17 protein-coding genes are annotated in these 17,488 nt (G+C 73.9%); 5 read left to right on the top strand and 12 right to left on the bottom strand.

The window, feature by feature from the left end:
* The first annotated feature begins 1 nt into the window (after window position 1).
* Window positions 2-889 (top strand): ABC transporter permease, encoded by an 888-nt coding sequence (locus ABZ873_RS08405; protein WP_360867468.1) that lies wholly within the window; start codon window positions 2-4, stop codon window positions 887-889.
* Between the two features lie 64 nt (window positions 890-953).
* On the opposite strand, the gene ABZ873_RS08400 is transcribed toward ABZ873_RS08405, so the two are convergent.
* From ABZ873_RS08400 to ABZ873_RS08375, 6 genes are all read right to left on the bottom strand, one after another.
* Window positions 954-1,904 (bottom strand): aldo/keto reductase, encoded by a 951-nt coding sequence (locus tag ABZ873_RS08400; RefSeq protein WP_360867167.1) that lies wholly within the window; start codon window positions 1,902-1,904, stop codon window positions 954-956.
* A gap of 109 nt (window positions 1,905-2,013) precedes the next feature.
* Window positions 2,014-3,537: a PE-PGRS family protein gene (locus tag ABZ873_RS08395; protein WP_360867164.1), complete on the bottom strand. Its 1,524-nt coding sequence runs from the start codon at window positions 3,535-3,537 to the stop codon at window positions 2,014-2,016.
* A gap of 57 nt (window positions 3,538-3,594) precedes the next feature.
* Entirely contained in the window at window positions 3,595-4,593 is a 999-nt protein-coding gene (locus tag ABZ873_RS08390) for a MerR family transcriptional regulator (protein WP_360867161.1), read from the bottom strand.
* Window positions 4,593-4,772: a DUF6480 family protein gene (locus ABZ873_RS08385; RefSeq protein ID WP_360867158.1), complete on the bottom strand. Its 180-nt coding sequence runs from the start codon at window positions 4,770-4,772 to the stop codon at window positions 4,593-4,595. The genes ABZ873_RS08390 and ABZ873_RS08385 overlap by 1 nt, the downstream gene beginning before the upstream one ends.
* A gap of 114 nt (window positions 4,773-4,886) precedes the next feature.
* Complete coding sequence (locus ABZ873_RS08380) at window positions 4,887-5,579, bottom strand: SDR family oxidoreductase (protein WP_360867155.1); 693 nt, start codon at window positions 5,577-5,579, stop codon at window positions 4,887-4,889.
* A 15-nt stretch (window positions 5,580-5,594) separates the two neighbouring features.
* Window positions 5,595-6,134 carry a DUF4383 domain-containing protein gene (locus ABZ873_RS08375; protein ID WP_360867152.1) on the bottom strand — a complete coding sequence of 180 codons (540 nt, stop codon included), beginning with the start codon at window positions 6,132-6,134 and terminating at the stop codon, window positions 5,595-5,597.
* A gap of 114 nt (window positions 6,135-6,248) precedes the next feature.
* On the opposite strand from ABZ873_RS08375, the gene ABZ873_RS08370 reads away from it, so the two are divergent.
* Window positions 6,249-6,743: a hypothetical protein gene (locus tag ABZ873_RS08370; RefSeq protein ID WP_360867149.1), complete on the top strand. Its 495-nt coding sequence runs from the start codon at window positions 6,249-6,251 to the stop codon at window positions 6,741-6,743.
* Window positions 6,744-6,767: 24 nt separating this feature from the next.
* Here ABZ873_RS08370 and ABZ873_RS08365 read toward each other — a convergent pair whose 3' ends face one another.
* Together ABZ873_RS08365 and ABZ873_RS08360 are read right to left on the bottom strand one after the other, a co-directional pair.
* Entirely contained in the window at window positions 6,768-7,277 is a 510-nt protein-coding gene (locus tag ABZ873_RS08365) for a TspO/MBR family protein (protein ID WP_360867146.1), read from the bottom strand.
* A gap of 59 nt (window positions 7,278-7,336) precedes the next feature.
* Window positions 7,337-7,996 carry a maleylpyruvate isomerase N-terminal domain-containing protein gene (locus ABZ873_RS08360; protein ID WP_360867143.1) on the bottom strand — a complete coding sequence of 220 codons (660 nt, stop codon included), beginning with the start codon at window positions 7,994-7,996 and terminating at the stop codon, window positions 7,337-7,339.
* A gap of 253 nt (window positions 7,997-8,249) precedes the next feature.
* Between ABZ873_RS08360 and ABZ873_RS08355 the strand changes: the two genes are divergently transcribed.
* Entirely contained in the window at window positions 8,250-9,782 is a 1,533-nt protein-coding gene (locus ABZ873_RS08355) for an alpha/beta fold hydrolase (RefSeq protein WP_360867140.1), read from the top strand.
* Between the two features lie 55 nt (window positions 9,783-9,837).
* Window positions 9,838-11,427: an alpha/beta fold hydrolase gene (locus ABZ873_RS08350; protein ID WP_360867137.1), complete on the top strand. Its 1,590-nt coding sequence runs from the start codon at window positions 9,838-9,840 to the stop codon at window positions 11,425-11,427.
* Window positions 11,428-11,455: 28 nt separating this feature from the next.
* Here ABZ873_RS08350 and ABZ873_RS08345 read toward each other — a convergent pair whose 3' ends face one another.
* Together ABZ873_RS08345 and ABZ873_RS08340 are read right to left on the bottom strand one after the other, a co-directional pair.
* A complete protein-coding gene (locus ABZ873_RS08345; RefSeq protein ID WP_360867134.1) occupies window positions 11,456-12,361 on the bottom strand; it encodes a hypothetical protein in 906 nt (301 codons plus the stop codon).
* On the bottom strand, window positions 12,358-13,371 hold the full coding sequence (locus ABZ873_RS08340; protein ID WP_360867131.1) for an SPFH domain-containing protein: 1,014 nt from the start codon (window positions 13,369-13,371) through the stop codon (window positions 12,358-12,360). Before ABZ873_RS08340 ends, ABZ873_RS08345 begins: the two co-directional genes overlap by 4 nt.
* A 222-nt stretch (window positions 13,372-13,593) precedes the next feature.
* On the opposite strand from ABZ873_RS08340, the gene ABZ873_RS08335 reads away from it, so the two are divergent.
* Window positions 13,594-14,958, top strand: coding sequence for an NAD(P)/FAD-dependent oxidoreductase (locus ABZ873_RS08335; RefSeq protein WP_360867128.1), 1,365 nt, complete (start codon window positions 13,594-13,596; stop codon window positions 14,956-14,958).
* Between the two features lie 51 nt (window positions 14,959-15,009).
* On the opposite strand, the gene ABZ873_RS08330 is transcribed toward ABZ873_RS08335, so the two are convergent.
* A complete protein-coding gene (locus ABZ873_RS08330) occupies window positions 15,010-15,618 on the bottom strand; it encodes a hypothetical protein (RefSeq protein ID WP_360867126.1) in 609 nt (202 codons plus the stop codon).
* A 178-nt stretch (window positions 15,619-15,796) separates the two neighbouring features.
* Window positions 15,797-17,386: a von Willebrand factor type A domain-containing protein gene (locus tag ABZ873_RS08325; protein ID WP_360867123.1), complete on the bottom strand. Its 1,590-nt coding sequence runs from the start codon at window positions 17,384-17,386 to the stop codon at window positions 15,797-15,799.
* Window positions 17,387-17,488 lie beyond the last annotated feature (102 nt).

The raw sequence follows: 17,488 nt of genomic DNA, 5'->3' as shown, positions 1-17,488 counted from the left end.
GGTGACGAGCGAGCGGCGGGCGGCGCCGGGAACGGCCCCGGAGACGGCCCCGGGCTACCGGGCGAGCCGGACGCTGCCGCTGCGCGTGGAGGCGCTGCGGCAGTGGCGCCGCCGGCGGACGCTGGTGATGGGCGGGGTGCTGGCCGCACTGCCCTTCATCATGATCATCGCCTTCGCGGTGGGCGGCGGACCGGACAGCCGGGGCCGCGGGAACGGCCGGATCACCCTGATCGACACGGCCACGGCCTCGGGCGCGAACTTCGCCGCGACCTGCCTGTTCGTATCGGCGGGCTTCCTGCTGGTGGTGCCGGTGGCGTTGTTCTGCGGGGACACCGTGGCCTCGGAGGCGAGCTGGTCCTCGCTGCGCTATCTGCTGGCGTCGCCGGTGCCGAGGGCGCGGCTGCTGTGGAGCAAGCTCGTGGTGGCGCTGGGGTTCAGCCTGGCGGCGATCGTGCTGCTGCCGGTGGTGGCGCTGGCGGCGGGCACGGTGGCGTACGGCTGGGGTCCGCTGAAACTCCCGGCGGGCGGGGCGCTGCCGGCCGGGGACACGGTGCCGCGGCTGGCGCTGGCGGTGGCCTTCGTGTTCGTGTCGCAGCTGGTCACGGCGGGGCTGGCGTTCTGGCTGTCGACGCGGACGGACGCGCCGCTGGGTGCGGTGGGCGGCGCGGTGGGCCTGACCATCGTCGGCAATGTGCTGGACGCGGTGACGGCGCTGGGCTCCTGGCGGGAGTTCCTGCCGGCGCACTGGCAGTTCGCGTGGGCGGACGCCTTGCAGCCGCAGCTGGAGTGGGGCGGGATGGCCAAGGGGGCGGTGGTGTCGGTGTCGTACGCGCTGGTGCTGTTCGCGCTGGCGTTCCGCGGGTTCGCGCGCAAGGACATCGTGTCCTGAGCCTGTGGTGCGATGTGGACGGGCGGCGGCCGGTGACGGCCGCCGCCCGTCGGCGTTCCCGGTGCTACGCGGGCACGGCCGGGGCGATCGCGTCGATCTCGGCGATCAGCTCGGCGTCCAGCGGGCGGTCCGCGACGGCCGCGTTGGCGCGCACCTGCTCGGCGGAGGTCGCGCCCGCGATGACGGAGGCGCAGCCGGGCCGGGCGGAGAGCCAGCCGATGGCCAGCTCCAGGACGCTGCGGTCGTGCTTCTCCCCGATCGCGGCCAGCGCCTCGACCACGTCCAGCCGCTCCTCGGTGATGTACGAGTCCCGGCCTTCGAGGCGGGACCCGGCCGGGACGGCCGCCCCGCGCCGGATCTTGCCGGTCAGCAGGCCGTTGGCGAGCGGGAAGTACGGGAGCACGCCGACGCCGTAGTGCCGCGCGGCCGGGACCAGCTCACGCTCGACGGACCGCTCCAGCAGGGACCACTCGTTCTGCGCCGACACGAAGGGGACCGCGCCGGTCTCGCGGGCCACGTGGGCGGCTTCGGCGAGCTGCCAGCCGGTGAAGTTGGAGTGGCCGATGTAGCGGACCTTGCCCTCGGCGACCAGCTCGGTCAGCGCGGCCAGGGTCTCCGCGACGGGGGTCGCGGGGTCGTGGCTGTGGAGCTGGAGCAGGTCGATGTGGTCGGTGTCGAGCCGCCGCAACGACTCCTCGACGGCCCGCCGTACGTAACCCCGCCCGCCGAGGGACCCGGCGGCGGGGCCGTAGCCCATGTCGACGCCGTCGTAGCCGAACTTGGTGGCGAGGACGACCTGGTCGCGGCGGCCCTTGAGGGCCTGCCCGAGGAACACCTCGGAGCCGCCGGCGTTGCCGTAGATGTCGGCGGTGTCGAGCAGGGTGATGCCCGCGTCGAGGGCGGCGTCCACGACGGCACGGGTGGCCTGCGCGTCGAGCCGCCCGCCGAAGTTGTTGCAGCCGAGCCCGACGGCGGAAACCAGCAGACCGGACGTGCCCAGGGGGAGATAGCGCATGCGTGTGTGTTCCTCCGACTCGACGGGTACATGATCAACAACCCCCAGTCTAGGCGCCGCCCGCGCTCCGCGCTGGTGATCCACACGTCATCGGTGAACTGATCGCTCGTCACGGATCAGGGGACGATTGCGCGGCGAGGCACAGTTGGGCCAGTCTCCGGACGACCGTCGGCGGGATCGCCGGGTTGGCCGCGGCCGCTCCGGCGGTGGCCGGGTCTGTTGCGCGGAGGTGGCGGATCAGGACGGGGACCGGCAGGCGGGGGTTGCGGAGGGCGGCCTCGCGGGTCTGCGGGGTGGAGTCGAGCAGGCGCAGGACCGTGGCGGGCGACAGTCGCGGGTCGGCCGCGGCGCGGGCCCTCACCCGCTCGTCGGGGTCGTCGGCGAGGCGTTCGGCGAGGTCGCTCGTGGACTCCGGGGATTCCAGGGCCAGTCGACGCCGCAGCGGGTCGGGGTCGTCGGCGAAGCGGAGGAGGTCGTGGCGGGGGAAGTTCGGGTGGTCCAGCGCGAGGTGCCCACCGGACCGCCGCTGCGCGAGCTCCAGCAGCAGTTCGGCGGTGGCGTCCGCGCAGCACGTGGCCAGTTTGTAGGGCACCTGGTGGTCCGGGTCGCGGGCGAGGCGGTCCACGACGTCCGGGGGCAGGTGGCGGGCTCCGGCGACGGTGCGCCGGATGGCGATGCTCGCGGATCCGGCCAGGCGGCGCATCGCCTCGGGATCGTCGTGCAGTTCCTCGACCCAGCCCACCCGCCAGTACGCGGTGGACGCGGGCAGGCCCGCGTGGATCGCGGCGCGCAGCGCCTCACTGACGTCGGCCCGGACCGCCACCGATGCGCGCACGTGGGGGTCGTCGTCGTGGGCCAGTGCGGTGATCAGGTCGGGGTCCAGGCGCTCGTTGCGGACGAGGGTCGCCCGCAGCCCGCTCTCCGGGTGGCGGACCAAGTGTTCGGCGAGGTCGCGGGCGAGCAGCTGGACGGGGACCGCCCGCCACTGCTCCGTTGTGCCGAGCGCGTCGAACTCCGTACACGCCATGGGCCGGTCGTACCGGGCCCGCAGGCGCGCCGCCTCGCGCACCTCGGGCGCGGGGTCCGCGAGCAGGGCGGACCGCCGGGCCGCGTCCAGCCCCGCCCAGGCGGGCCCGCAGGCTTCGGCACGTACCTCCGGATCCGGATCCCCGGCGAGCGCGAGGGCCAGCGGCTCCGGAAGCCCCCGGAACCACAGCGCCCGCAGCCGCACCTGCGGGTCCGGGTCACGGGCCCAGCGCGCGAACCGGTCCACATCCGGCCTGGGGCAGTGCCAGACGGCCAGCGCCCGGAAGCGATCACGGCGGGTGCCGGCTTCCTCGCCCGCGATCAGCCGCGCCCACTGATCGACGCCCATGTCCCGGCGGATCTCCGCGAGTCGTCCACGGATCCTGCGATCGGGGTGGGCGATGGCGGCATCGAGCGCATCGGCCGGCAGATAATCCAGTACCGAGCTGTCCATATCCAGCAACCGCACGAGCACATCCCCGGGCGCGACGCACCGCAACCCACCCACCCACGCCCGCCGCACGGAGGTCAGCCCCACGAGAGCCTCGATCCCGTCGAAGAGCTCCCCCCACTCCCCCACGGCCTCTTCCCCACCCTGATTCGCCACCGGCCCAGGGTAGACGGGGGCGCGGTGGTACTGGTCGTCCGTCGGGCGCGGCCGGGCTCAGGCCGTGGAGCGGGTGCGGGGTTCCGCGTACAGGTGGGAGACCGCTTCGATGGCTGCGCGGAGGCCCCGGGGTCTTGAGGTGCCCGGCATGAGGGGGGACGGCTGCCAGCCCGGGCCCAGGAGGAGGACGAGCGGGGCCGTACGGGCACCCCGGAGGCCGAAGCCCGTGCGGGTGACGCGGCGGGCCAGGGCCGGGTCGGCGGTGGGGGCGGACTGGGACCACAGGGCTACGGCGGCGGGGCCGAGGCGTCGTACGGCTTCGTCCAGGGCCTCCGCCGGGACCGCCGCGCCGAACATCCTCGTCGGCCAGCCGCGCTCGGCGAGCCCCGCCGCGAGGGCCTCGAGCGGGAGGGTGTGCTGTTCGGCGGGGGTGCAGGCGAGGAGTACGGGGGCGGCGTCCAGCGGTGCTGCCGCGGCGGCCTTGCGCAGGGCCGTCGAGACGTGCCAGGAGAGGAGGTGTTCCACCTCCACGTACCGGTCCCCTGTCGTACCCCACTTGCGGCCCACCGCGTGGAGGGTGGGGGCCATCACCTCCTCCCAGGCGGTGACCAGGCCGTGTTCGCGCAGGACCTCGGTGAGCAGGGAGTCGATGGCGGGGCTGTCGAGCCGGACGGCGGCGCGGGCCAGCCCTCGGCACTCCGGCCGCACCGCCCCCAGGGGCAGGCCGCTGCCTGCGGCGGCCCGGGGCGTGGGGGCCGTCGCAGGGTCTACCGCGTCCGGTGCGGGTGACGCTGCCGGGGTACGGCCGGCCATGGCGACCCGGGCGGCCTCGGCCGGCGGGATCCCGGACGTCGTCAGCCGGCACATCCGGTCCAGCATCGCGACGTCGTCCGGCGTCCAGCGCCGATGCCTTCCGCCCTGGCGTGCTGCGGGCGCGATCCCGTAGCGCTGCTCCCAGGACCGCACCGTGGTCGGTGAGACGCCGAGGCGTCGTGCGACGGCCCCGGTGGTGATCCCGACGGCTTCCTCGGGTCTCCCGTCCCCCGCAGCGGCCATCACCACCCCCAGATACGGGCGATGAAGAACGCGGCGACCATGAGCGACCCGAGAACGATGAGCGCGAGGAACGCCTTCGGGTGCTCCCAGACCCCTCCGTCGGCGCGTTCGACATGGGCGGACGCCGTCGAGCCTTCTGCCGGGGGCGTCTCTCCGGGCGGGACCTTGGGTGTGGACATGATGTGCTCCGATCTGTTCGGTCGGTCTCGGTCCAGGGCTCGGCTCGGTACCTGCGTCCGAATCGGTGTCGGTGGCGGTGTCGGTGTCGGTGTCGGGGTCGAACTCTGTGGCGGTCAGGGCAGGGGCAAGGTCCGTACGGCGGCTGGTGCATCGCGCAGGTGCCCCAGGAGCTGGTCGAGCAGTACGGAGACCTCCCCGCCGGGGTCGGCGGCCCGCGCGAGGGACGGCGGGCTGCCCGTGACGGCTCGGGTGGCGAAGCCCGTCGCCATGTGCGGAAGCCGCGCGTCCACCACGGCCACCCGTCGCCGTCGGAGTTCGCGGCCTACGACTCCCAGCCAGCAGGAGAGCGCGGACTTCGCGGCGGCGTAGTCGGCGGTCCCCGTGAGCGGGGTGTCGACGATCGCGCCGGTCACGGCGGCGAGGAATCCGCCGTCCCCGACGGTGGACGCGGCACCGCGCAGCACCGCCATCGGGCACAGCGCGTTCACGGTCATCAGGTGCTCCGCGACGGCGTCCGGGACGGTGGCCGCCGGCCCGAAGCCCGCCACCCCGACGGTGACCAGGACACCGTCGAGCCCGCCGAGCGCGGTCGCCGCCCAGGGGGCCGCCGTAGCGCAGTCGTCGAGCTGGTAGGCGTCGATACGGCGGGCCGGGCAGCCGGTGCGCTCGGCCAGGCGGGCCAGCCGGTCCGCGTCCCGGCCGCACAGGGCGACCTCCGCGCCGCGCCCGAGCAGTTCGTCCACGGCGAGCGTGCCCAGCTCGCCCGTGGCTCCCACCACCAGCACGCGTGGATGGTTCACGGCCATCGTTCCCTCACCCCCTCAGCGCCGGGGCAGTTGGGCCTTGGCCAGGGCCCCGGATGCCGTACGCGGGCGGGCCGCGGCGGGATCGGCCGCCGGTCGGCCGGGGTGGCGCTGCTGCCAGTAGGGGTTGTCGTGGGGCAGGCCGCCGCTGACGCGGCCGTACATGCCGAAGGTCATGATCAACAGACCCATCAGGAAGCTGAAGATCACGTTCGACATGCCGAAGTCGAGGAGGTTGGCGGGCCGGCCGATGAGGAAGAGGTGCACGAAGCCGCTCAGTACGAAGAGCACGCCGACGACGATGTTGACGGTCGAGGCGACGTTCCCCCCGATCAGCGCGGCCACGAACAGCAGCAGCCCGACGACTACGGAGATGGTGCTGAGCAGGCCGTTCGTGGACAGCCCGGCGATCTGCTGGCCCGCGGTGTCGAAGGAGGACAGACTGCCGGCGAAGCCGAGGCAGCCGAAGAGGAGGAGGAGAAGCCCGCAGAGTGCGGCGCCGATGCGGTAGACCCGGCTGAGCGGGTGATCGACCGGAAGTTCGTCGCGCAGATTCATCGGTGCTCCCGTCATCGCGCTCGCGGTCCCGAGGAGTCCAGCCTCACCAAAAGCGACATATTGCGAAAGTTGCATCGTTTCCGCAACGAATCAGGGTCGTGGATCATGGGCTCTGTGACTGTCGACAAGGCCACAGGTTTCCCCTTGCCCCCAGGGGCCACGGGCTTCTCCCGAGCACGAGGCGCCCCCCTCCCGACCACCCTTCCGCGCACCTTCCGGGCGGCCCTGCACGCCGCCGCGCGGGAGGCCGGGGGCCGGGTGGAGGGGATGGAGGAGCAGGCGTACCCCCGTACGTTCCACAGCGCGGCGGTCGTCGCGGGGGCGGGCGCCGAGGGCGCGGTAGCGGTGGTCCTGTGTCACGCCCACCACCCGTGGATCACCTTCGCCGGGAAACGCCGGGACTGGTACACCGACACCGAGGAGTTCCTGCCGCCCCCTCCGTGGTCGCGGACCTTCGCCGACCTGGGCTTCACCGTGCTGGACCGCGCGCAGCTCGCCCTGCCGCTCTCGAAGGTCGACACGTCAGCCCTGACCCGGGCGGAATGGCGGCAGATCCGCTCCTACGAGGTCACCACGCTGGGCGGAATCCTCTTCAACGCGTGGGACTGACGCCTGGGGCGGACTGGGCGGCGGCTACCGCCGGGGGTTGCGGCGGGCCAGGGAAAGGTTCAGGCCGGTGGCGAACAGGCACCAGGCGGCGTACGGCGCGAGGGCCGCGGCGGCGGGGCGGTCGGTGACGGCCAGGCGGCGGATGAGGAGCGCGTTGCTCGCGTCCAGCAGCACGGTGCCGGCCAGCCCGGCGCGGGGGTCGCGCCGGCCGAAGAACAGATGGTTCCACGCGGCGTTCAGCACCAGATTGGCCCCCGCGCTCGCGACCAGCCGTACGTGCTCGGGCCCGCGGGCACGGCTGATCCCCCGGCCGACCGCCCAGGCGAGGGACGCGTACAGCGGTGTCCAGACCACCCCGAACGCCCACGACGGCGGCTGCCACGCCGGCTTGTCCAGCGACCGGTACCAGGCACTGTCCGCGTCGACGGCCTTGGCCCCGGCCACGGCGGTGGCGACCACAGCCGCCGCGGCGCCCGCATAGCTCATGTACGTCCGGTCCATGCCGGGCGCCTGCTGCTCACTCCAGAAGCTCATACAGGTACGTATGCCCACAAACCCGCGCAGCGATCAGCCACAGGGGGCGGGCAGTCGGCTCAACCCACACTCAGCGGGAACCGCACCCCCGCCGCACGCAGTTCGGCCCGCTGGGCGTCGGTGGGCGCGCGGCGGCCGGTGCCGAGGAGCAGAGCGTCCCGGTCGGTGAGGGAGGCGGGGAAGGCCGCCCCGGCGATCCGCTCCAGCATGGCGCGGGACCGGGCCAGCCCCTCGTCCGGCGGCAGGGGGCGCGCGTCCGGGAGGTGGGCGATCAGGTCGAGGTGGTGCAGGGTCCACTCCAGGACGTACGCACCGAGGTAGTCGGCCACGGTCAGCACCTCACCCCGGGTCCCCACCCGGGCCCGCGGATCGGCCAGCTCGGCGGCGCGACCGGCGGCGGAGCCGAGGTCGTCCAGATGGAACCGCAGCAGGTGCGGATCCTCGTACGCTGCGGCGAGCCGGACGGTGAGGGCGTCGAGCGGATCCTCACCGGTCGGGGGCCGCTCCTGGACCTGCCAGTAGCTCACGGCGTCGACGGTCGGCTCCGCGTCGGCGGGGGTGGCGAGGGTGATCAGCACGTCCTGCGCATCGATGACCAGATGACACACAAGATCCCGCACCAGCCAGCCCACACACCCCGAGGGCCGCGCAAAGTCCGCATCCGGCAGATCAGCGACGGCTGCACGCAGAGCACCCCAGGAACGCCCGAAAAGGTCCACCCGCGCACGGTAGTCCGCCGCCCCCACACCGAACAACCGCACCTGCGGGGCGAGCCGACGCGACCGCAAGGTCGACGCCCCGAGAGGTCAAGCGCGCCCGCGTGACCGACCCGCCACCCCCCGTCACCCCCTGCGGATGCACCCCCTCGCGGCACCCGGTAGCGTCGAAGGGCGCGCGCGTTCCGGTTGTTCGGTGCGGTCCGGGCTGTTGTGGTGGCCGCCGCCGGCGATGTCGGCAGAGGAACGAGACCCCATGCCCAAGCACAGCATCCGCGCGGTGGCTGCAGCGGCCGCTCTCTCCTGTCTGGCAGCGTCCGGCGTCCTTTCCGGCAGCGCGGTGGCCTCGGCGCCCAGTCCCGCCCCCCGGTTCGTCCCCGGGCCCTGCCCCCAGGCGACCGAGCCCGTCGGCCAAGCGCTGAGCAAGGCCACCTGCGGATACCTGGAGGTGCCCGAGAACCGGGCGCGGCCCGGTGGGCGCACCATCCGGCTCGCCGTGGCCAGAATTCCGGCCGCCTCCGGCAAACCGGCTCCCGACCCCGTGGTGTTCATGGCGGGCGGTCCAGGCGCCGACACCTTCGACGACATCCCTTTCCTCGTCGACTCCGGCCTGAACAAGGACCGCGAGCTCATCGTCATGGCCCAGCGCGGCAACCTCCACGACCGGCCGAACCTCGCCTGTCCGGAAGTGGACCGGTTCAACGAGCGGGCCGTGGGCCTCGGTTACGACTCCGGGCAGGCCGAACGCATCATGCTGAAGGCGGTCACCGACTGCCGGGCCCGGCTCGTCGCCGACGGCGTCGGCCTCGACGCCTACAACACCACCGAGAACGCCGCCGACTTCGCCGATCTGCGCACCGCGCTCCGCATCCCCCAGTGGAACGTCTACGGCTACTCCTACGGCACCAACCTCGCCCTCACCTACCTCCGCCTGCACCCCCAGGGCATCCGCTCGCTCGCGATCGACTCCGTCTCCCCTCCCGAGTCCGTCACGCTTCCCTGGACCTGGGAAAGTACCGCCGAGGGCATCCGTAACATCTTCGCCGCGTGTGCCGCCCAGCCCGCCTGCAACCAGCGCTACCCGGACCTCCCCGGGCTGCTCACCGAGCAGGTGCGCAAGCTCGAACAGAACCCGCTCACGCTCGACGTCACCCCGCAGGGTGGCGGCAAGCCGGTCAGGACCGTGCTCGACGGCGGTGCCCTGCTCAACCTGATCGTCGCCTTCACCCCCCGCCCCCAGGACCTCCCGGCGGCCCTCGACGAGCTGAGCCGCGGCAACCCCGAGCGCTTCGCGCAGGCCCGCGCCGCCGGTTCCGTGCAGAAGGTGGGCGAGTTCGCGCACGGGCTGACGAATTCGATCGCCTGCGCCGAATGGGCCCCGGGCTACACGGAGTCGGACGTGCTCAAGGCGGGCCGGAAGGTCTACCCGGACTGGCCGGACACCGTCCTGGCGCAGGCGCCGCAGCTGCCCTTCCAGTACCCCGTCTGCGGGGTCTGGGACGTCGCGGACCGCGCGGAGATCCAGCGGGTGGCCACGGCCAGTTCGGTGCCGGCGCTCATCGTCTCCGGCACGTTCGACGTCAAGACCGGCGCGAGCTGGGCGAAGGGCGTGGCCGCCGGCCTGCCCCGCTCGACCTCCGTGGTCGTTCCCGGCATCGGCCACTGGGTGGTCCCGCAGTCGCCGTGCGCGCAGCGCGTGCTGGGGTCGTTCTTCGCCCGCCCGACCACCCCCGACACCTCCTGCGTGGCGGGACTTGAGCCGGCGCCGTTCACGATCGTTCCGAAATGACCCGGAGGGCGAGATGACCCATCACCCCCACGCTCCCCGCCACCGGCGCAGTGGCTTGCGTACCGTACGAGGACTGCGCACCGCGGCGGCCGGGACGGCGACGGCCGGTCTCCTCGCCACGGCCCTGCTCGCGATGCCGGCCGCCGCAGCAACCCCGAGCCCCACCCCCACCCCCAGCCCCGGCACCCCCCTCGGCACCGTCCCCCGCACCGTCGGCGACGCCCGCTACGCGCCGGGCCCCTGCCCGAGGACCCCGGAACCGGTCGAGGCCCTGGGAGGTGCCCGCTGCGGCACCCTCACCGTGCCCGAGAACCGCGCGAAGCCGAACGGCCGTACGATCAGACTCGGTGTCGCCATCGTGCCCGCCCTCTCCGCCACCCCCAAGCCCGACCCCATCGTGTGGCTCGCGGGCGGCCCCGGGGACGACGCGGTCGGCGAGGCGAAGATGGCGGTCGACGGCGGGCTCAACCGCGACCGCGACCTCGTCCTCATGTCCCAGCGCGGCACGTACTCCGCCGAGCCGAACCTCCTGTGCCCCAACATCGACGCGTTCAACGCCCGCGCCGTCGGCCTCGCCTCCGGCACGCCCGCCACCGAGCGCCTGCACGTCGAGGCCACCAAGGCGTGCCGCGACAAGCTCGCCGCCCGCGGCATCGACCTCGCCGCCTACAACGACACCGAGAGCGCCGCCGACTACGAGGACCTGCGCGCCGCCCTCGGCGTCAAGGAGTGGAACCTGTACGCCATCTCCTACGGCACCCACCTCGCGCTCGTGTCCATGCGCCGGCACCCCGACGGACTCCGCTCCGTGGCCCTCGACGGCATCCTCCCGCCCTCCCGCTCCGGTTCGGCCGCCACCTGGAGCAGCGCCCGGCAGGGCTTCGACGGCCTGTTCAGGGCGTGCGCGCAACAGCCCGCCTGCAACAAGCGGTATCCGGACCTCCCGGCCACCTTCGACAAGCTCGTCCGCGACCTGGAGGCCAAGCCGGTCACGACCACCGTCACCGTGCCCGGCCAGGACAAGCCGGTGAAGGTGGTCCTGGACGGCACGGCCCTCGTGAACTGGATGACCTCCGCCACCCACGTGGCGCCCCAGGTCCCGCTCGCACTGGACGAGCTGGCGCGCGGCAAGCCCCAGCGGATCGCCCAGCAGTACGCGGGCGGCAAGCTCAGCCCGGCGGCGATGGGCCGGGTCGCGCACGGCCTCGTCTACGGGGTCTTCTGCAGCGAGTGGACCCCGTACGAGAGCGAGGAGCAGGCGCTCCGGGGCGGCCAGGAAGCCTTCCCGTCCTACCCGCGCCCGGTGCAGGCCCAGGCTCCGCAGCTCACCTTCCTGCGGCCCGACTGCGAGGTCTGGGACGTCCCGGCGGCGCCCGCCTCCATCCGGGACGCCACCCGCAGCGACATCCCCACGCTCGCCCTGTCCGGCGGCTTCGACGCGCAGACCGGCGCGGACAACGGAGCCCATGTCGCCCGCACCCTGGACAACGTGGAGGTGGTCACGGTCCCGTACGAGCCGCACGTGGTGATCGCCACCTCCGAGTGCGCCCAGGAGATCGCGGTGTCCTTCTTCGACACCCCGGGCTCGGCGGACACTGCATGCCTCAAGGATCTGAAGGCGCCCGCGTTCGAGACCGGTCCCTGAGCCGGAGTACGGGCGCAGGCCGCGGGTCTCACACCACCAGGCGCAGGGAGGTGCCCGCGATGCCCAGCCGTACGCTCTGCCCCCAGGTCAGCTCCAGGGCGTCGCCCTCCATCCCGTCGCCGAACACCACCATGCGGTCCGACTCCACGGTCAGCCGCAGCCCCTGGCCCTGTCCCAGCTCCCCGGCGACCCGCGTCGTCCCGGTGGTGGGCGAGGGCCATGCCTCGCGTACGAACCACAGGAGCCGGCGCTCGCAGGGCGCGGGCAGCCGGGCCGGGCTGCCGCGCTCCAGCCAGAGGGAGCGCAGCCAGCCGGTGGCGCCCGTTCCGGTGCCCACGAGCACCCCGGAGGACGCCTGGGCCTCCGCGCGGCCCGCGTCCTCCTCGCCCTCGGAGCCCAGGCTGTAGCGGGCCGTCTGGTGGCCGGGCGGCCCCAGGTAGATCTCGTTCAGGGCGACCAGCCGCTGGGTGTCGTCGGCGACGGCCTCGACCATGGTCAGTTCCTCCACCGCGCTCCCGGCCGCGACGGCCGCCCGCAGCAGGGCGGACGCGTCGGTGCGGCGGTGGCGGACCAGGACGCCGGGGTTGCGCCCCGGGTCCGTGTCGATGCCGACCACCGGCTGCCCGAACAGGTACTTCGCGGTGTTGGCGACCAGACCGTCCTGGCCGACCACGACCACCACGTCCTCCGGGGCGAACAGGAAGCGGTCGAGGTCCGCCCGCTCCACGCGGGTGCTGCGCCAGGTGAGCGGGACCGCCGCCGCCACCTCCCGCAGCGCCTCGCGCGTGCGCTCGTGGCGGCGCAGCACCTCGTCGATCGACCGGCCGCGGCTGGAGAGGAAGAAGGCGGCCTGCCCGTGCGTGCCGTGCCGGGCGATCAGTTCCTCGTACTCGGTCCTGCGGTGCACGAGCACCGCCCGCGGAGCCAGGCTCACGCGTCCGAGCCGCCTTCCGGACGGCCGAGCCTGCTGAGCAGGCCGGTGAGGACGTCGGGCGAGACGGTGAGGCTCTCGATCCGCGGCAGGTTCTCCGCCAGCCGGGTCGCCGCCAGGGCGTGCAGGGTGGCCGGGCCGGCCTCGTCGTGCACGCGCAGCCAGGCCGCCTGGGCCTCGGCGCGCGCCGCGCCCGTCTCGCGCGACGCCTCGGCCTCGGCGCGGGCGAGGCGGACCTTGCGGGCGGCCTCCGTCTCGGTCCGGATGCCGTCCGCGGCGGCCTTCTCCTCGGCCTCGCGGCGGGCGTTCGTACCGCGCTGGTCGATCAACTGCTCCTCGCGGCGGGCGAGTTCGATCTGGCTGGCCAGCTCGTTCTCCGCGATGGCGCGCTCCCGCTCGACGGCGACGGCCCGGCGCTCGTAGGTGGCCCGGTCGGCCTCCTGCTGGATCTGCTCGCGGGCCGGGGTGCGCAGGGCGCGCTCCACCTCGGCCTCGGGGCGGATGGCCACGACGCGCACGGCCACCACGTCGATGCCGGTGGCCGGGAGCCGGGGCTCGGCGGCGAGGCCGGTGGCGACGCTCGTCCGTACGGAGCTGACGCCGTCGACCAGGGCCACGGCGAGCGAGGTCCGGGCGAGCACATCCAGGGCGTGCTGCTGGGCGGTTTCGGTGAGCAGCGTGGCGATCTGCTCCAGCGGGGCGCCGCGCCAGCTGCCGGTGTCGGGGTCGACGGAGAAGTCGAGCCGTTCGGCGGCTTCGGCCGGGTCGCTGATCCGGTAGGTGACGGTGGCCTGGACGGCGACGTCCTGGAAGTCCGAGGTACGGGCGTGGAAGGCCATGGCCAACTCGCGGTCGTCGACGGGCACTTCGGACAGCGCCGCGGAGAGCGACCGGTACCAGAAGCTGAGCCCGCGCCCGTCGTGCACGAGCCGGCCGCGCCGGTGGTGGCGGATGTGGGCGGTGGGCGCGGAACGCAGGTGCCGCCAGCCGAAGCGCCGGGTGATGTCTGCCATGGAGGACCCCCTCAATTTCGTCAGTACGACGATAAAGGCCCGCCCTCCATATCGTCAAGCGGACGAAAACCGCCGGCGGCGAGGGGACCGCGGCCCGTCACGCGGCCGTTCCGGTGACCCGCCAGAGCCTGCGGAGGCATCCGTCCCGTTTTCCGCGTGCAGGAACGGCCTGCCGGGGAAGGCGTGCCGGGGACCCGTACGCCTGGAGAAGGGACGGACATCATGGCGCGACCGAAGATCGTCGTCGTCGGCGCTGGCTTCGCCGGCGTCGCCTGCGTACGCCGCCTGGAGCGCACCCTGTCACCCGGGGAGGCGGAGATCCTGCTGGTCACTCCGTTCTCCTACCAGCTCTATCTGCCCCTGCTCCCCCAGGTGGCCTCCGGGGTGCTCACCCCGCAGTCCGTGGCCGTCTCGCTGCGCCGCAGCCGCCGGCACCGGACCCGCATCGTGCCCGGCGGGGCCGTGGGCGTGGACACGCGGGCCAAGGTCTGCGTGATCCGGAAGATCACCGGCGAGCTGGTGGACCAGCCGTACGACTACCTCGTACTCGCCCCCGGCAGCGTGACCCGCACCTTCGACATCCCAGGGCTGGCCGAGTACGGCCACGGCATGAAGACGCTGGCCGAGGCGGCCTATCTGCGCGACCACGTGATCGCCCAGCTCGACCTGGCCGACGCCGCCGCACCCGGCTCGCAGGAACGGGCCTCGCGGCTCGGCTTCGTCGTGGTCGGCGGCGGCTACGCGGGCACCGAGACGGCAGCCTCCCTCCAGCGGCTCACGATGAACGCCGTCAGCCGCTATCCCCGGCTGGACCGCCGCGAGATCACCTGGCATCTGGTCGACGTGGCCCCCAAGCTGATGCCGGAGCTGGGCGACCGGCTGGGCCGCGCCGCCCTCGACGTACTGCGCCGCCGGGGCATCGACGTCTCGCTCGGCGTGTCCGTGGCCAAGGTCGGCCCCGAGGACGTCACCCTCACCGACGGGCGCGTCCTGCCCTGCCGCACCCTCATCTGGACCGCCGGCGTCGCCGCGAGCCCGCTCATCGCCACGCTGGGCGCCGAGACCGCCAAGAGCGGCCGGCTCGTCGTCACCCCGGACCTGCGGGTGCCGGAGGCGGAGGGCGCCTTCGCGCTCGGGGACGCGGCCGCCGTGCCCGACCTCGCGGCGGAGAAGGACGGCGCGGTGTGCCCGCCGACCGCGCAGCATGCCGCACGCCAGGGCAAGGTGGCCGCGGACAATGTCGTCGCCACCCTGCGCGGCACACCTCTGCACCGGTACGTCCACCAGGACCTCGGCCTGGTCGTGGACCTCGGCGGCCGCGACGGCGTCTCCCGGCCGCTCGGCATCGACCTGCGCGGTATGCCCGCCCAGGCCGTGGCCCGCGGCTACCACTGGGCGGCCCTGCGCACGGGCGCCGCGAAGACCCGGGTGATGACGAACTGGCTGCTGAACGCCGTGGCCGGGGACGACTTCGTCCGTACCGGCTTCCAGACGTTCAAGCCGGGCACGCTGCGGGACTTCGAGTACACGGACCAGTACCTCACGCCGGAGGAGGTCCGGGCACACACGGCGGCGGACGCGGGCTGAGCGACAGGCGCCGGGCGGGGGCTCCCGCCCGGCGGCCCCCGCTCACGCCCCTCAGACGGCGGAGGGGCCCTCGTCGTCGAGCTCGTAGATCCGCTCCGTCAGCCGTTCCGCGGCCCAGTCCAGGCTCACGCCGAGATCGAACCAGGTGCGGTCCCTGCGGGGCCGGGGCGAGGCGAGGTTCACGGCCGCCCAGGAGAACACCCCCTGGAGGACGGAACGTCCGTGCTGCGCGGTGCGTACGGACAGGGCGAAGGGCGCGGCGAACGCCATGCGGCTGAGCAGTGCGACCCGCGTCTGATCACCGGGGACCGGAAGCATGGCCGACAGGAACCGGGGCGTTTCGAGGATCTTCACCCAGTCGACGACCGCGTCCGCCACCTGGGGGCGCAAGCACCCCTCGATGCCCTCCCGCACGACGGCCACGGGATCGTCACCGAGCCAGCCGAGCCACTGACCGGGCACGGTGAACTTGCTGAAATCGTCCTGCGGCACGCCGTAGTGAGGGTTCGCCTCGTACTCCCCCGTCAGCTTCCCCCTGCTGTCCACGAGCCAGAACCCGCGGATCGCCTCGGACGGAACGTATCCGTCGACGTCGTCCACATGCGCCTGGTCGATCTCGGCGACCCGGCCCCCGGGAGCACGCGCGGCCTCGGCCCGCAAGGCCGCCTCGCCCTCCCTGCCCCTACGCCACCCTCGCCCCCCGAACAGCCCCATGCGCGGCCCCCTCCCCCTCACCCGCCCAGCAGAACGGCAATTGTGTCGCGCGGGAGCGCACGGCACAGGGCGCGAGCAGGCCGATCCCGCGCGACGGCCCGGACCCCCGCCCGGGCCGCGCGGGTCAGCCCAGCAGGCGGTTAGCCTGCCGTACGGCCTGCGACAGTTGGCGCACCTCGGGGTCCTCGGTCCGGTCCGCCAGCCGGGACGTGATCTCCGTGAGCCGGCCCAGGCCGACCGCGCCCGGGACCGCCTCCCAGCCGCCGTCCCGCTCACGCAGCGACGAGGCCAGGTACGCCGCCGCAGCCGTGACCTGGAAGCGGGGCGCGGCCTGGTCCCAGCTGCCGCCGGTCAGCGCGGCGGCCTCCACCCGGCCCGACTCCTCGTGCGGGGCGCGGCCCTCGGGGTCGAGCCAGCGGACCGTGGCCGTGGCGACATGGCCCGAGGCGCCCGGCCGCAGCCGCACCGCGTACAGCGCGGTCACCGTGTGGCCGGGACCCACCTCGCCGCCGTCCACGGAGTCGTCCCGGAAGGCGTCGTCGGCCACGCGCCGGTTGTCGTAGCCGATGAGCCGGAACCGTTCGACGTTGCGCGGGTCGAAGGAGACCTGCGCCTTGGCGTCGCGGGCGCGCAGTTCGACCTGTGTGGGCAGCTCGTCGCAGAAGACCCTGCGGGCCTCCTCCGCGTCGGAGACGTACACGGTGTGCCCGTCCCCCTTGTCCACCAGCCGCTCCATGAACGCATCGTTGTAGACGCTGCCGACGCCGACCCCGAAGAGGGTGATGCCGTGCTCGCGGCGCGCGCCGTCGATCCGCTCCAGCAGGGCGTCCGCCGAGGTGGCGCCGGTGTTGGCGAGGGCGTCGGACAGCAGCACGACGCGGTTGGTGGCACCGGCCCGGCGGCCCTCGACGGCGACGTCGTAGCCGCGGACGACACCGGCCTCCACGTTGGTGGAGTCGGTGGGGCGCAGCCGGTCGACGACCCGGTGCACCTGGTCGCGGTTGCCGTCCAGGCGGGTCATCGGCAGCCGCGTCTCGGCCTTCCCGCTGAACGCGACGACGGCGACCGAGTCGTCGCCGCGCAGCCGGTCGGTCATCAGGTCCAGGGAGGTGCGTACGAGGTCGAGGCGTCCGGGCTCGGCCATCGAGCCGGAGATGTCGACGACGAAGGTGAGGGCGGCGGGCGGCCGCCGTTCCTGGCCGAGGCCGGCCCGGGTGGCGAGGCCGACGCGCATCAGGGACCAGCCGGCGGATTCGGTGCGGGCGCCGTCGACGGTCACGGAGAAGCCGTCGCCGTCGGGCTGCCGGTAGTCCTGGCGGAAGCTGTTGACGAACTCCTCGGGGCGGACCGCACCGGGGTCGGGGAGCTTGCCGTCGGCGAGGGTGCGGCGGGCGTAGCCCCAGCTGGCGGTGTCCACGTCGAGGGCGAAGGTGGAGAGGTGGTCCACGGGCGGCGCGGCGGTCCTGCGCCCGTCCTCCTCACCCTGCGCAGCCCCGTCGGCCGACCCGGCGGCGCCGGGCGCGGTCCGGGCCGGGGCGGGCTTGCCGCCGGGGGCCCGCCGCACGTCCTCCTGGGCGGCACCGCCGCTACGTCCGTGACCGCTGTCGGCGGCGCTGCACCCGGACAGCAGCACCGCCCCGGCGGCGAGCGCGGCGAGCAGGGCGGATCTCGCGGGGCTGCGGCTGGGGCGGCGGCTGGGCTTGCTCGACGTCATGGTGTCCCCCTTCGGACGATCAGTGTCTGCGAATGTGACGTCCGGGAAGGGGAGTTGGAACCGTCGAAGGTGTTGCGAAGGGGTCTCGAAAGGACAACGGCA

It is taken from the genome of Streptomyces sp. NPDC047014, assembly GCF_040644195.1.
GTDB lineage: Bacteria > Actinomycetota > Actinomycetes > Streptomycetales > Streptomycetaceae > Streptomyces.
This window is presented reverse-complemented; position numbering and strand designations above follow the sequence as displayed.

Bases quoted from the DNA above. Each gene is read 5' to 3' on its own strand.
- ABZ873_RS08340 (WP_360867131.1), bottom strand. From the start codon at position 13,371: ATGGCAGACATCACCCGGCGCTTCGGCTGGCGGCACCTGCGTTCCGCG.
- ABZ873_RS08390 (WP_360867161.1), bottom strand. From the start codon at position 4,593: ATGGCCGCTGCGGGGGACGGGAGACCCGAGGAAGCCGTCGGGATCACC.
- ABZ873_RS08335 (WP_360867128.1), top strand. From the start codon at position 13,594: ATGGCGCGACCGAAGATCGTCGTCGTCGGCGCTGGCTTCGCCGGCGTC.
- ABZ873_RS08385 (WP_360867158.1), bottom strand. From the start codon at position 4,772: ATGTCCACACCCAAGGTCCCGCCCGGAGAGACGCCCCCGGCAGAAGGC.
- ABZ873_RS08355 (WP_360867140.1), top strand. From the start codon at position 8,250: ATGCCCAAGCACAGCATCCGCGCGGTGGCTGCAGCGGCCGCTCTCTCC.
- ABZ873_RS08400 (WP_360867167.1), bottom strand. From the start codon at position 1,904: ATGCGCTATCTCCCCCTGGGCACGTCCGGTCTGCTGGTTTCCGCCGTC.
- ABZ873_RS08375 (WP_360867152.1), bottom strand. From the start codon at position 6,134: ATGAATCTGCGCGACGAACTTCCGGTCGATCACCCGCTCAGCCGGGTC.
- ABZ873_RS08380 (WP_360867155.1), bottom strand. From the start codon at position 5,579: ATGGCCGTGAACCATCCACGCGTGCTGGTGGTGGGAGCCACGGGCGAG.
- ABZ873_RS08365 (WP_360867146.1), bottom strand. From the start codon at position 7,277: ATGAGCTTCTGGAGTGAGCAGCAGGCGCCCGGCATGGACCGGACGTAC.
- ABZ873_RS08325 (WP_360867123.1), bottom strand. From the start codon at position 17,386: ATGACGTCGAGCAAGCCCAGCCGCCGCCCCAGCCGCAGCCCCGCGAGA.